Here is a 13,926-nt window from a genome sequence, read left to right on the forward strand (position 1 = left end):
CCGCGTCAATCGTCGGCCTGCAAGTCGGCCTCCGATGGCGTTGCGTCCCGGTTGCGGGGCACGGCCGCCTTCGGCACGAGGCTGCCGTCGAAATCTCCCTCGCCGGCGCCGGCCGGCAGCCAGGGACGGCTTGCTCCCCTCGTCCTCACCGCCTGCACCGAAAAGCCCTCGCCGCGTCTCGTCAGAGCCAGTGCGCCCTGACTGGCAAGACCCGCCCGATCGACCACCATCGCCGCGCAATCGGGTGGCGCAGGCCGCGCCGTCACCACCAGCGCGGCGCGGCTGCAATCATCGGCCAGCGCGTCGATACGCGTCGCCAACGCGATCAGTCGTCCGTCCGCGAGCGGCGCCACGCAGCCGGTCTCGTCACACGACACCCCACTCGCCAACGAGGCGTTGCCGGCATCGCGCGGATCGGCATCGGCAGCCAACCACTCCTTCAGCAGGAAGCTGTCCTTGCTGGCGCGGATCACCTGCAAGCGCCCATCCCCGCCCCGGATCGCGACGCTCGCGCCATCCCCGGCAATCAGGATATCGGGCTGCCGCACCGACAGTCCCCAGAGGATCGCTGCCAGCAGCACCAGGGCGCCGGACCAGCGCAAGGGCGTGCGCAACAGGCCCATCACGATGAGCCCGAGGCTCGCTGCGATCAGCGGCGCGATCCCGAAGGCGGGAATGCGGCCGACGGCGCCCGGCAGGGCCGCCACCCAGCGCGCGACCAGGACCATCCACTCGATGCCGATCCCCATCAACCACCAGAACACGCCGTCGAGCCCGAAGGGCGCCGCGAGCAGCCCCAACAGCCCGGCCGGCATCACCAGCGCCGAGACCACCGGCATGGCGCCGAGATTGGCGAGCACGCCGTATGGGGTCACGCGATGGAAGTGGAAGGCGGCGTACGGCGTGGTCGCGAGCCCCGCGATCAGCGAGGCCAGGAACAGCATCGCGATCTCGCGGCCGCCCCACAACGCGATCCGCGCCGTCGCGGAATGATCGGGCGAGGCGAGCAGGTTCGGCATGCCGATCTGCACCAGCGCCACCAGCCCGAGCGTTGCCGCAAACGACATCTGGAAGCTTGGATGCACCAACGCCTCCGGCGCGACCGCAAGCACGATCAGCGCGGCAACCGCCAGCGTGCGGAAGGTGATGGCGCGGCGGTCGACCATCACTGCGATCAGCACCACCGCCGTCATGAAGAACGATCTTTGCGTCGCAACCTCCGCGCCCGACAGCAACAGGTAGAACGCGGCCGCGACCAGCGCCGCGGCGGCCGACCATTTCTTGATGGCAGAGCCGGCCGCCAGCCCCGGGATCAAGGCCAGCAGCGCGCGCACCGCGAAGAAGACGACGCCGGCGACGACCGCCATGTGATAGCCGGAGATCGACAGCACATGGCCGAGTCCCGAGACGAACATGGCATCGTTCACGGGCGCGGTGATCGCATCGCGCCGCCCCGTGAGCAGCGCCGTCGCAATCGCGCGGTTATCGCCTTCGAGCGTTGCGCGGATGCGCGCATCGATCGCATCGCGCAGGCCCTGCATGAAGGCCGCGTAGCGCAGCCGCAGGCCGCCAGCATCCGGCGGCGTGGACGCCGTGATCGCGCCCATCACGAAGCCGGAGGCGCCGATGCCCTGGAAGAACATGTCGCGCGAGAAATCATAGCTGCCGGGGCGCACCGGCGAGATCGGCGGGAGCAGCCGCGCCTTCAGCTGCACGAAGCTGCCAACCTCAGGCGCCGTGCCCTTGCGCACCGAGAGGCGGACGCGCTCGAGCTTGACGTCGCTGCGCTGCGCCTCCATCGCGCTGACGCGCAGCACGAAACGGTCGGTGCGCTCGCGGATGTCGCGCGCTTCCACGAAGCCCGACAGCGACACCGAATAGAGCGGTTTTGCCAAAACGGTGTGCGCGATACGCGCGGTCTTCCAGGTCGCCACGGCAAAACCAGCCGCGACCGCCGCGAGCATGATGGCGGGCGCAAACAGCCGGCTCCGCCGGAGCAGCACCGCGCCGAGCATCAGCGCGATGGCTGTGGCGGCAACCACCCACAGCACCGGCTCATGATCGGCGGCGAAATAAAGCGCAATGCCGCCGCCGAAGGCGACCGGCACCCACGGCAACAGCCGGCCAGGCCCGGCCTCGCCCCGAGCCCATTGGCGCAGCGTCTCGATGATCGCCGGCCAGATGCCGAGGCCCGCTGGCGCCAAGCCGCCGGCCGGGGCGGCGCGGCCGACCGGCCACGTCCCGGCAACTCCCTGGGACCGTCCTGGCCGGCCCGGCTCCGCCATTCCCCTGCACCTTACGATACGCGACGGCTGCGGAGGCTACCGGACCGTGCGGCTGCACGAATAGCGGTACGGATCGGGAACAGGCGAAGAGCGCCCTACTTTTCTCCGGGCTGGCGCCCGTTGCTAGATCAGCGGCGCCTGCGAGGAGGCGTGGTGATTGACGATCTTCCACTCGCCGTCCTCGCGGATGATGACCCAGCTCATCTTGACGACGAGATCATCCCGCTCGCCCGCGAGACCGAACGTGATGGTCGCGGCCATGTTGATCAGATCAGGGCCGGCCTGCGCGGCGTGCACATCGGAGAACGCGGCGCTTGGCCTGCGCCAGCGCGGCAGGCCGTTGAAGTATTCGGCGACGCCGTCCCGGCCGCGATAGAGCTTCGGGTTGGAGCCGAAGAAGAATGCGTCCTTCGCATAGAGCGAGGACAGCGCGGCCGCATCGAGCGTCGCGAAGCCGGCGCACCATTTCGCGATGATGGCGGAAACGATGGCGTCGGCCTCGCTGCTCATGTCCTGCTCAGCCCTTCTCAACCCTTGGCGACTTCCTTCGCGAACGTGTCGCGCAGACCGATCGTGCGCGAGAACACCGGCTTGCCGGGCGTCGAGTCCTTGTCACGCACGAAATAGCCCTGGCGCTCGAACTGCATCGGCTCGGTCGAATTGCTCTCCGCAACGGACGCCTCGACCCGCGCATCGGCGAGGATCTCCAGCGAGTTCGGGTTGAGATCGGTCGCGAAGTTCGAGGCATCCGGGCTCGGATTGGCGAACAGCTGGTTGTAGATGCGGATCTCCGCCGGCTTGGAGGCCGCCGCCGGCAGCCAGTGCATGGTCGCCTTGACCTTGCGGCCGTCGGGCGCGTTGCCACCCTTGGTCGCGGGATCATAGGTGCAGCGCAGCTCCACCACCTCACCCTTGTCGTTCTTGATCACGCCGGTACACTTGACGAAATAGGCATAGCGCAGCCGCACCTCGTTGCCAGGCGACAGGCGGAAGAACTTCTTCGGCGGGTTCTCCATGAAGTCGTCCTGCTCGATATAGAGCTCACGGCCGAACGTGATCTTCCGCGTGCCGGCCGAGGGATCGTCGGGATGATTGATCGCCTCGAGCTCCTCGGTCTGCCCTTCCGGATAATTCTCGATCACCACCTTGAGCGGCTTCAAGACCGCCATGCGCCGCTGCGCCGTGCGGTTCAGCTCCTCGCGGATGCAGAACTCCAGCATGCCCACATCGACCACGCTGTTGGCTTTGGCGACGCCGATGCGCTTGACGAACTCGCGAAGTGCAGCCGGCGGCACGCCGCGGCGACGCATGCCCGCCATGGTCGGCATGCGCGGATCGTCCCAGCCCGCGACATGGCCGTCGCGGACGAGCTGGGTCAGCACGCGCTTGGACAGCAGCGTATAGGTGAGATTCAGCCGCGCGAATTCGTACTGATGCGGCTGTGAGGGCACCGGCAGCTTCTCGATGAACCAGTCGTAGAGCGGTCGGTGGTCCTCGAACTCCAGCGTGCAGATCGAATGCGTGATGCCTTCGATGGCATCCGACTGGCCGTGGGCATAGTCGTAGCTCGGGTAGATGCACCATGCGTTGCCGGTGCGCGGATGGTGCGCATGCAGGATGCGGTACAGCACTGGGTCGCGCAGATTGATGTTGCCCGCGGCCATGTCGATCTTGGCCCGCAGCACGCGCGCGCCGTTGGGGAATTCGCCCGCCTTCATGCGGCGGAACAGATCGAGGTTCTCCTCCACGGAGCGTTCGCGGAACGGCGAATTCTTGCCGGGCTCGGTCAACGTGCCGCGCGAGAGGCGGATCTCCTCCTGGGTCTGGTCGTCGACATAAGCGAGGCCGTCGCGGATCAGCTGCTCCGCCCATTCGTACAGGCGGTCGAAATAGTCCGAGGCGAAGAACAGGTTCTTGCCCCAGTCAAAGCCGAGCCAGCGCACGTCGGCCTGGATTGAATCGATATATTCCTGCTCTTCCTTGACCGGGTTGGTGTCGTCGAAGCGCAGGTGGCAGCGGCCCGGAAACTCCTGGGCGACGCCGAAGTTGAGTGCGATCGACTTGGCGTGGCCGATATGCAAGTAGCCGTTCGGCTCCGGCGGGAACCGGGTCACGATCTCCTTGTATTTGCCCTGATCGAGGTCGGCCTGGATGATGTCACGAATGAAATCGCGCCCAACCTCAGCTGCCACCGGTTCTGTCATTACGAAAATCCTGTAGGGAAATCAGCGGTTCTTCTGCCAAATTCGCGTGGCCGCGCCAAGAGCATAAGCAAGGCCTGCCGGGTCCGCCGTCGCCCTTTAGTTATGTCCCGTTCCTGCTATACACCACCGCCTCCAATGCATAGGCCCTGCCAAGAATGTCCGATTCCGTCGTCACGCGCTTCGCTCCCTCGCCGACCGGCTTCCTCCATATCGGGGGCGCCCGCACGGCGCTGTTCAACTGGCTCTATGCCAAGAAGCACGGCGGCAAGATGCTGCTGCGGATCGAGGATACCGATCGGGAACGCTCCACGGAGGCGGCGATCGGCGCCATCCTCGACGGGCTGAAGTGGCTCGAGCTCGGCTGGGACGGCGAGGTCATCTACCAGTTCGCCCGCGCCGCCCGGCACCGCGAGGTTGCCGAGCAGCTGCTCGCCGATGGCAAGGCCTACCGCTGCTACGCCACCGCCGAAGAGCTCGCCGCCATGCGCGAGAAGGCGCGCAGCGAGGGGCGCACCCGCCTCTATGACGGCATGTGGCGCGACCGCGACGCGGCGACGGCGCCGAGCGACGTCAAGCCCACCATCCGCCTGCGCGCGCCGCAGACCGGCGAGACCGTGATCGAGGACCAGGTCCAGGGCCGCGTGGTGTGGCAAAACGAGAACCTCGACGATCTCGTCCTGCTGCGCGGCGACGGCAACCCGACCTACATGCTCGCCGTGGTGGTCGACGACCACGACATGGGCGTCACCCATGTGATCCGCGGCGACGACCACCTGATCAACGCCGCCCGCCAGAAGCAGATCTACGATGCGATGGGCTGGGCGCTGCCCAGCATGTCCCATATCCCGCTGATCCACGGCCCGGACGGCTCGAAACTCTCCAAGCGGCACGGCGCGCTCGGCGTCGATGCCTACCGCGCGATGGGGTACCTGCCGGCTGCGCTGCGCAACTACTTGGTCCGGCTCGGCTGGAGCCACGGCGACCAGGAGATCTTCTCGACCGAGGAGATGATCGACGCGTTCGATCTCGGCAGCGTCGGCCGCGCCGCCGCCCGCTTCGATTTCGCCAAGCTGGAAAACCTCAACGGCCACTACATCCGCCACGCCGACGATCAATCGCTCGTGAAGATGTTCGAGGACGTGCTCGACCACGTCGTGCCGAGCCGCGACGAGATCAAGGCCAAGTTAAACGACACCACGCGCGCGCAGCTGCTCAAGGCCATGCCGGCGCTCAAGGAGCGCGCCAAGACATTGATCGAGCTGATCGACGGCGCCCATTTCATCTTCGCCGACCGGCCGCTGGCGCCGGATCCCAAGGCGCAGGCGCTGTTGACGCCCGAGAACCGCAAGCTGATCGGCCAGCTACATTCCGCGCTGGAGAAAGTCGAGACGTGGAGCGGCGCCACCACCGAGGCCGCGCTGCGCGCCTTTGCCGAGGAAAATAGTCTCAAGCTCGGCGCGGTCGCCCAGCCGCTTCGGGCGGCGCTCACCGGACGGACGACGTCCCCTGGTATATTTGAGGTTTTGGAGGTGCTTGGACGCCAGGAAAGCCTCGGCCGACTTAGGGATCAGTCTACGACGTAAGTCGACCATGCGTGCGGCGATCTTGCAGCGCACATAGCAATAATATACCCATCTCCTCCACATTCTGGAACATCCGGCCTGCCCCCATGGTCGCCCTGGGGGTCTCCGGCTCCGGCCCGTCTCACCACACATCGGGGACCTCTGATGGACGCAAAAGAAAGCCCAAAGACCGCGACGCTGACGGTCGGAAACAAGAATTTCGATCTTCCGATCCTCAGCGGCAGCGTCGGGCCTGACGTCATCGATATCGGCAAGCTCTACGGCCAGTCCGGCCTGTTCACCTACGATCCGGGCTTTACCTCGACCGCGAGCTGCCAGTCCAAGATCACCTATATCGACGGCGACGCGGGCGTGCTGGAATACCGCGGCTACCCGATCGAGCAGCTCGCCGAGCATGGCGACTTCCTGGAGACCTGCTACCTCCTGCTCTACGGCAACCTGCCGACCGCCGCGCAGAAGAAGGATTTCGACTACCGCGTGACCCATCACACGATGGTGCACGAGCAGATGGCCCGCTTCTTCCAGGGCTTCCGCCGCGATGCCCATCCGATGGCGATCATGGTTGCCGCCGTCGGCGCCCTCGCCGCGTTCTATCACGATAGCACCGACATCAACGATCCGAAGCAGCGCATGATCGCCTCCATGCGCATGATCGCGAAGATCCCGACGCTGGCTGCGATGGCCTACAAATACACCGTCGGCCAGCCCTTCGTTTATCCGAAGAACTCGCTCGGCTTTGCCGAGAACTTCCTGAACATGTGCTTCGCGGTGCCTTGCGAAGACTACAAGGTCAGCCCGGTGCTCGCCGACGCGCTGGAGAAGATCTTCATCCTGCACGCCGACCACGAGCAGAACGCCTCGACCTCGACGGTGCGCATCGCCGGCTCCTCGGGCGCCAACCCGTTCGCCTGCATCGCGGCCGGCATCGCCTGCCTCTGGGGCCCGGCCCATGGCGGCGCCAACGAAGCCGCGCTGAACATGCTCTATCAGATCGGCACGGTCGACAAGATCCCCGAGTTCATCGCCAAGGTGAAGGACAAGAATTCCGAAGTCCGCCTGATGGGCTTCGGCCACCGGGTCTACAAGAACTACGATCCGCGCGCCAAGATCATGCAGAAGATGTGTCATGCCGTGCTCAAGGAGACCGGCCATGGCGACGATCCGATGCTGAAGGTGGCGATGGAGCTCGAGAAGATCGCGCTCAGCGACCAGTACTTCATCGACCGCAAGCTCTACCCGAACGTTGATTTCTATTCGGGCATCACGCTGAAGGCGATGGGCTTCCCGGTCTCGATGTTCACCGTGCTGTTCGCGGTCGCCCGCACCGTCGGCTGGATCAGCCAGTGGAGCGAGATGATCGAGGATCCCCAACAGAAGATCGGCCGCCCGCGCCAGCTCTACACCGGCGTCGCCAAGCGCGATTACGTGCCGATCGACAAGCGCTAACGTCAGGCCATCACGCCTTTCGCAGCGGCGCCATCGCAAGATGGCGCCGTTTTGTTTTGCGCCCGCACTTTCCTCGTGCTGCCGCGCACAACAACAAGTCCATGCTCACGGCGGCAAGCGCCTTGACAGCCTAAATGCTCCGCGCGCATTCTTACTCTAAGTAAGAATGACGACAGGGATGGAAATGCCGGAGCAGCCGAGAAGTCGGCGGCAGACGCGCGCTGCCATTTTGACTCATCTGCTTCAGTCGGGCGGCTCGTTTCGTCCGCCACTGGCCAAGGCCGTGCGTCTGTCGGAAGCGAGCCTGTCGCGCATCCTGCTTGACCTGAAGGCCGAAGGCCTGATCGAGGAAGTGCGGCGCCCTGCCCCTTACGTCGGCGGCCCGACCGGTCTCGTGTCGCTGGACCACGCGGTGGCGCTGGCAGCCTTCGAGCTGACGACGCAGCGGCTCAGCGTCGGGGTCGGCGGCCTGTCGGGTGAGCTGCACTACACCGAGCGTGTGCCGCTCCCGAAGACGCCTGACGTCGAGACCGTCGGCCGGGCATTTCGCGAAGCGATGACGTTGTTGCGCGACTGGACGCGGCGCCGCCGGATCACCCTCTCGCAGATCGGCGTCTCGATTCCCGGCCTCGGCCGTCTCAGCATATCGGCCAATCCGATCATTCCCTGCGACGTCGCTCGCATCAGCGACATGTTCGGCGAGATGTTCGCCGGCGTGCCGCTCGAATTCACCAATTCGGTTGTCGCGCATGCCACCTTTCACCGCTGCCGCACGGAAAACTACCCGTTCAACGACACGCATCTGTTCGTGCTCGTCAGCCACGGCGTCGCCGGCGCCTGGATGGATGATCCGGCCGAGACCGATGCTCTGCAGCCAATCGAGCTCGGCCACATGGTGTTCGGGCCTGACGGACCGCGCTGCCGCTGCGGACATCACGGCTGCGTCGAGGCCTATACGTCGATTCCCGCGCTGGCTGCGCTTCTCGGCGTTTCCGAGACCGAGCTGCTCCAGCTCGGCAACGAATGGGTCAACACGGTCCCGATCTCATCGCGCGTGCGGCAGGATTTGCGCCGTCGGCTGTTCCGGCTCGGCCTTGCGATCGGCAATACGCTGAACGTCAAGCCGTGCGGCGGCGTTGCGATCAGCGGCTGGCCGTCGCTTCTCGCTGAAGAGGATCGGCAAGCACTGGTCGATGGCATCGACGCCTGCCTGCTGGGCGGACGCAAACTGGCGCAGGTCTCCCTCGCCTTCGTGCCGCCGTCGACCGGCAACGATCCGCAGGCTGCGCTCGCCTTCGCCGCCTTTTGTCTCGCCAGCCGTGGCGGCATGCCCGCGGCATCGACGGAGGCGGCCTGACATGCGCTGAGCCCAAACGGCCTGTAAAGCGCGAAAGATTTCACACCGGGAGGAACTGCCATGCCGATCACAACAACAAGGCGTCGTCTGCTCGCTGGATCTGCTGCCGCGCTCGCATTTCCGCACCTTGCCCGCGCGCAAGGCGCGGCCAAGCCGCGACTGACCGCGATCTCGCAATGGTCGGCGGGCAGCGACGGGGCGGCCATTACGGCGCTCGGCAAGAAATTCGAGGAGAAGGGCGGCGTTTGGCAGCACTCGCCCGTCCCCGGCTTCACCACCGAGATGATGAACAAGCTGCGCGCGCAGATCATGGCCGGCGATCCGCCGGCTTGCTCGCAGCTCAAGGGGCCCGAGATTGCGGCCTGGTCGAAGATTGCGCCCACCGTCAATCTCGATGCCCTCGTCGCGGCCGCCGGCTACGAGAAGGTCGTCGCTCCGGACCTTGCAAAGCTGCACAAGCCCGGCGGCAAATGGATTGCGCTGCCGCTACAGATCTACAGCACCAACATGCTCTTCCTGTCCAAGCGCGCGATGGACAAGGCGAAGGCGGACAAGGTCCCCGTCACCTGGGCCGACTTCAACGACCTCGCCGAAAAGATGAAGGCGGGCGGAGTCGCCTCTCCTATCGCCAATGGCGGCACCCGCCCGGACGACGGACAGAAATTCGAGGCGGCTCTCGCGGGCATCAGTCCGCTCGCCTATCGCGCGGCCATCATGAATCTCGAGAAGAAGGCCCTCGAGGGTCCGGAGATCAAGGCCGCGTTCGCCCAGGTGCGCAAGATCGCCGACTGGATGGACCCCAACGTCGGCGCCCAGCATTTCTCGACCAACCTGAAGCGCTTCATCGACGGCGACATGGGCATGATGATCATGGGCGGATGGGCGCAGGGCGTATTGCGCAATGCCGGCTTCAAGCTCGAGGACTTCATGATTGCACCAGGCCCGAGCGACAACGGCAAGCCGGTCTTCCTGTTGAATGCCGACGCCTTCATCTTCTGGCAGCGCAAGGAGGCGGACCTGCAAGCCGGCCAGACCCTGATGGCTCAGCTCGTCATGGATCCGGCGATCCAGACCATGTACTCGCAGATCACCGGCTCCATCCCCGTGCGCACTGACGTCGATCTATCAGGCGAAGGCTGGTCGGAGGGGCAACGAACAACCTCGAAGGCCTTGAAGGAGGCCATCGCCAGCAATCAGGCCGTCCTCAGCATGGCGCACAACATGGCGCAGGAAAACGGAATGACCGCGGCGATGATCGACGTAATCACGGAGTACGTGAAGAACAAGACGATCAAGCCGGAGCAGGCAGCCACCCGCCTCGCCGAGGCCGTCGAGGGCGCGCGTTGAGCAATGCCGCCACGATGAGACCGGGCCGGCCGGCGCTTCCCGAATGGGTGCGTCGGCTGCCCGAATATCTGACGATCTGGGTGCCGCTGCTGCTGTCGGCGGCGCACCTCGTCTCGTTTTCGCTCTGGACGATCTGGATCTCGTTCACGCCGTCCACCCTCGTTCCCGTTGCGGGCTGGGTCGGCTTGCGCAACTACACGGCGGTCACGGCATCGCGCAACTGGCAAATCGCCTTCGACAATTTGCTGCTGTTCGGCAGCGCTTTCGTGCTGCTGAGTGCAGCGACCGGCCTCATCCTCGCGATCCTGCTCGATCAGCGCATTCGTGGCGAGAACGTGTTGCGCTCCATCTTCCTCTATCCCCTGGCGGTGTCCTTCGTGGTCACCGGCACGGTCTGGAGCTGGCTGCTCAATCCCGGTCTCGGGATCCAGAAGCTGGTGCACGACCTCGGCTGGACCTCCTTTAAGTTCGACTGGCTGATCGACCGCGACATGGCGATCTGGACCATTGTCATCGCCGCGATCTGGCAATCCTGCGGCTTTGCCATGGCGCTGTTCCTTGCCGGCCTTCGCTCGGTCGATCCCGACATCATCAAGGCCGCGCAGATCGACGGCGCGGGAGCGGTCCGAACCTACCGGCGTATCATCCTGCCGTCGCTGTGGCCGATCACGGTCACCGTCGTGGTGATCCAGTTGCAGTTCGCGATTTCGACCTTCGATCTCGTGCGCGCGCTCACCAACGGCGGACCGGGAATCGCGACCCAGCTGCCGGCACTCGTCGTCTACGACCTGATGTTCCAGCGGAGCCTGCTCGGTCGCGGCGCGGCGGCGGCCGTGCTGATGTTGCTCATTCTTCTCGCGGTGCTGCTGCCCTACGCGGCGTGGCGATACATCCAGCGACGGCGAGGCGCCCATGCCTGACCGCAGCTTCGCACCGACCCGGATCCTGATCTATCTCGCCGTCTTCTTGATCGCCGCGGCCTGGCTCGCGCCGCTCGTGGTCGTGGTGCTGAACTCGCTGCGGAGCAACGAGGAGATCGCGCAGGGATCGATGATCGGCTGGCCGCAGCATCTGGCCTGGAGCAACTACGCCGCAGCCTGGAGCGGCTTCTGTGTCGCCGAGACCTGCGCCGGCATCCGGCCCTACATGCTGAACTCCGCGCTGGTCACGATTCCCGCCACGATCTTCTCCACCCTGCTCGGCGCAATCGCCGGTTACGCCGTGTCGCTCTGGCGCTTCCGAGGCGACAACTGGATCTATGGCATCGTGACGCTTGGCCTGTTCCTCCCCCAACAGATGCGCCTGCTGCCCTGGACCATCGTGCTGCGGGACGTCGGCCTCATCAACACCCTGACCGGCCTCGTGCTGATTCACACCATTCAGGGGCTCTCATTCACCACGCTGTTCTGCCGGAATTATTATGTCGCCATTCCCCATGAACTGATCAGGGCCGCCCGCATCGACGGCGCCGGCTTCTTCCGCATCTTCTGGCGCATCATCCTGCCGCTCTCAGGTCCCATCCTGATCGTCACGGTGATCTGGCAGTTCACCCATATCTGGAACGAGTTCCTCTATGGCGTGACGTTCACCACCGGCCAGCAGCAGCCCGTCACCGCAGCGCTTATCGCGCTGTCCGCCGCCGTCGCGGATATCCCGCAGCATGGCGTGCAGAGCGCAGCGGTGATCATCGCCGCGCTGCCCACGCTGTTGATCTACCTGCTCGGCGGCAAGTACTTCGTCCGCGGCCTGACTGCCGGGGCCGTGAAATGATGGAGTTGTCATGGCAGCACTGAGCATTCGCGCCCTGTCCAAGCGTTACGCCAATCTGGAGGTGCTGAAGGACATCGCGCTCGACATCGAGAGCGGCGAGTTCACCGTGCTGGTCGGCCCGTCCGGCTGCGGCAAGTCCACCCTGCTCAACATCGTCGCCGGGCTCGACCGCCCGAGCGCGGGAACGATCGAAATCGGCGGCCGCGTCGTCAATGACGTCGCGCCGAAGGACCGCGACATCGCCATGGTGTTCCAATCCTACGCGCTCTATCCCTCGATGACCGTGCGCCAGAACATCACCTTCGGCATGGAATGCCGTCACGTTCCCAAAGCCGAGCAGGACGCTGCGGTCGGCAATGTCGCAAAACTGCTCCAGATCGAGCCGCTGCTCGGCCGCAAGCCCTCGCAATTGTCCGGCGGCCAGCGCCAGCGAGTGGCGATGGGACGCGCGCTGGTGCGCAATCCCCTGCTCTTCCTGTTCGACGAACCGCTCTCCAATCTCGATGCCAAGCTGCGCGTCGAGATGCGGATGGAGATCAAGCGCCTGCATCAGCGCATCGGCGCCACCATCGTCTACGTCACCCACGACCAGATCGAGGCCATGACGATGGCGACGCGGATCGCCGTGATGCATCAGGGCAGCGTGCAGCAATTCGCCGACCCCGACACCGTCTACCGCTACCCCGCCAATCTGTTCGTCGCCCGCTTCATGGGCTCGCCGCCGATGAACACCATACCGGCGCGGCTCGAGGCCGAAAATGACGGTCCGGTCGTCGTGATCGGCGCGGGACGGCCCGACGAGCTTCGTCTGCGCCTTACGGGGTACGACGCCGCAGCACCCTTTGTCGGGCGCAAGGTGGTGTTCGGAATCAGGCCGGAATGCATCGCTGAGGGGAGCCGCACGTTTTCCAGCGAAGCGCCTGTCCTCGTCGAGGCGCCGGTGGAGCTGGTCGAGCCCACCGGTGCCGAGACGATGGTGCTCCTGCGGCTCGGCGGCGAGCCCGCGATGGCACGAGTCTCGCCGGATATCCGCCCCGCGCCCGGCACGTCCGCCGCCTTCGCGCTCGACACCCGCCGCATTTGCCTGTTCGACCCCGAGACGGAGCGCCTGATCGCATGACGAAGACGACCTATTCCAGCCTAGCCGGCAGCGTGGTGCTGATCACCGGAGGCGCCAGCGGCATCGGCGCCGCCTTCGTCCGGGCCTTCGCGGGCCAAGGCGCCCGGGTCGCCTTCTTCGACATCGATAAGGACGCCGGCGAAGCCCTGGTGCGGGAAATAGCGGCCTCGTCCGGGCCCGCGCCGCTGTTCGTGCCCTGCGATCTCCTCGACATCGATGCCCTGCGCAGCGCGATGGCAGAGGCCCGCCGCTCGCTTGGCGACGCCGCCGTTCTCGTCAACAACGCCGCCAACGATCAGCGCCAGGCTCTCGCCGAGGTCACGCCGTCCGAGTTCGACTGGATGATCGGCGTCAATCTCAAGCACGTCTTCTTCGCGGCGCAAGCGGTGGTGCCACAGATGCAGGCGCGCGGCGGCGGCTCGATCATCAACATGTCGTCGATCGCCTGGATGCGCGGCGCGCCGGCACTGCCGGTCTACGCCGCGGCGAAAGCGGCGATCGTCGGCTTCACCAACTCGCTGGCGCGCTCCGTCGGCCCCGACCGCATTCGCGTCAACGCGATCGCGCCGGGCATGGTGATCACCGAGCGCCAGCGCAGGCTGTGGTATCCGGACGATCGGGTCATCGCCGAGATACGCTCGCGCCAGGCGGTGCCCGATGCGGTAACGCCCGAAGACATTGCCAATATGGCACTGTTCCTCGCCTCCGACGAAAGCCAGCGCATCACCAGCCAGTGTTTCAGGGTTGATGGCGGACTCGCCTAGGCCGGTGCGCATAAGACCGTTCGAGTGCCCTTGCTTAGCCCTACGTGACG

The 13,926-nt window shown here is 65.7% G+C and carries 11 protein-coding genes; 8 read left to right on the plus strand and 3 right to left on the minus strand.

Annotated elements, in window-relative coordinates; genetic code table 11:
* Nucleotides 1-5: 5 nt before the first annotated feature.
* The 3 genes from I6F12_RS17405 to I6F12_RS17415 all read right to left on the minus strand — a co-directional run bounded on the left by I6F12_RS17405 (nucleotide 6) and on the right by I6F12_RS17415 (nucleotide 4,489).
* Nucleotides 6-2,285, minus strand: coding sequence for a ComEC/Rec2 family competence protein (locus I6F12_RS17405; protein ID WP_225156902.1), 2,280 nt, complete (start codon nucleotides 2,283-2,285; stop codon nucleotides 6-8).
* Nucleotides 2,286-2,408: 123 nt separating this feature from the next.
* A complete protein-coding gene (locus I6F12_RS17410; RefSeq protein ID WP_225156903.1) occupies nucleotides 2,409-2,795 on the minus strand; it encodes an SgcJ/EcaC family oxidoreductase in 387 nt (128 codons plus the stop codon).
* A 17-nt stretch (nucleotides 2,796-2,812) separates the two neighbouring features.
* A complete protein-coding gene (locus tag I6F12_RS17415; protein ID WP_036009979.1) occupies nucleotides 2,813-4,489 on the minus strand; it encodes a glutamine--tRNA ligase/YqeY domain fusion protein in 1,677 nt (558 codons plus the stop codon).
* 155 nt (nucleotides 4,490-4,644) lie between these two features.
* On the opposite strand from I6F12_RS17415, the gene gltX reads away from it, so the two are divergent.
* The 8 genes from gltX to I6F12_RS17455 all read left to right on the plus strand — a co-directional run bounded on the left by gltX (nucleotide 4,645) and on the right by I6F12_RS17455 (nucleotide 13,876).
* Entirely contained in the window at nucleotides 4,645-6,072 is a 1,428-nt protein-coding gene (gltX, locus tag I6F12_RS17420; protein ID WP_036009982.1) for a glutamate--tRNA ligase, read from the plus strand.
* A gap of 144 nt (nucleotides 6,073-6,216) precedes the next feature.
* The gene (gene gltA / locus I6F12_RS17425; protein WP_036009984.1) at nucleotides 6,217-7,518 is read left to right on the plus strand and encodes a citrate synthase; all 1,302 of its coding nucleotides are present in this window, start codon (nucleotides 6,217-6,219) and stop codon (nucleotides 7,516-7,518) included.
* A 178-nt stretch (nucleotides 7,519-7,696) separates the two neighbouring features.
* Nucleotides 7,697-8,875 (plus strand): ROK family transcriptional regulator, encoded by a 1,179-nt coding sequence (locus I6F12_RS17430; RefSeq protein WP_193374984.1) that lies wholly within the window; start codon nucleotides 7,697-7,699, stop codon nucleotides 8,873-8,875.
* A 60-nt stretch (nucleotides 8,876-8,935) separates the two neighbouring features.
* Nucleotides 8,936-10,222, plus strand: coding sequence for an ABC transporter substrate-binding protein (locus I6F12_RS17435; protein ID WP_036025220.1), 1,287 nt, complete (start codon nucleotides 8,936-8,938; stop codon nucleotides 10,220-10,222).
* Nucleotides 10,219-11,142: a sugar ABC transporter permease gene (locus tag I6F12_RS17440; RefSeq protein WP_057030489.1), complete on the plus strand. Its 924-nt coding sequence runs from the start codon at nucleotides 10,219-10,221 to the stop codon at nucleotides 11,140-11,142. The genes I6F12_RS17435 and I6F12_RS17440 overlap by 4 nt, the downstream gene beginning before the upstream one ends.
* Complete coding sequence (locus I6F12_RS17445) at nucleotides 11,135-11,992, plus strand: carbohydrate ABC transporter permease (protein ID WP_225156904.1); 858 nt, start codon at nucleotides 11,135-11,137, stop codon at nucleotides 11,990-11,992. The genes I6F12_RS17440 and I6F12_RS17445 overlap by 8 nt, the downstream gene beginning before the upstream one ends.
* A gap of 10 nt (nucleotides 11,993-12,002) precedes the next feature.
* Entirely contained in the window at nucleotides 12,003-13,112 is a 1,110-nt protein-coding gene (locus tag I6F12_RS17450; protein ID WP_225156905.1) for an ABC transporter ATP-binding protein, read from the plus strand.
* A complete protein-coding gene (locus tag I6F12_RS17455; RefSeq protein ID WP_036025234.1) occupies nucleotides 13,109-13,876 on the plus strand; it encodes an SDR family oxidoreductase in 768 nt (255 codons plus the stop codon). Before I6F12_RS17450 ends, I6F12_RS17455 begins: the two co-directional genes overlap by 4 nt.
* The last annotated feature ends 50 nt before the right edge of the window (nucleotides 13,877-13,926 follow it).

Origin of the sequence: Bradyrhizobium sp. IC4059, from assembly GCF_020193615.1 — a bacterium.
Classification (GTDB): Bacteria; Pseudomonadota; Alphaproteobacteria; order Rhizobiales; family Xanthobacteraceae; genus Bradyrhizobium; species Bradyrhizobium yuanmingense.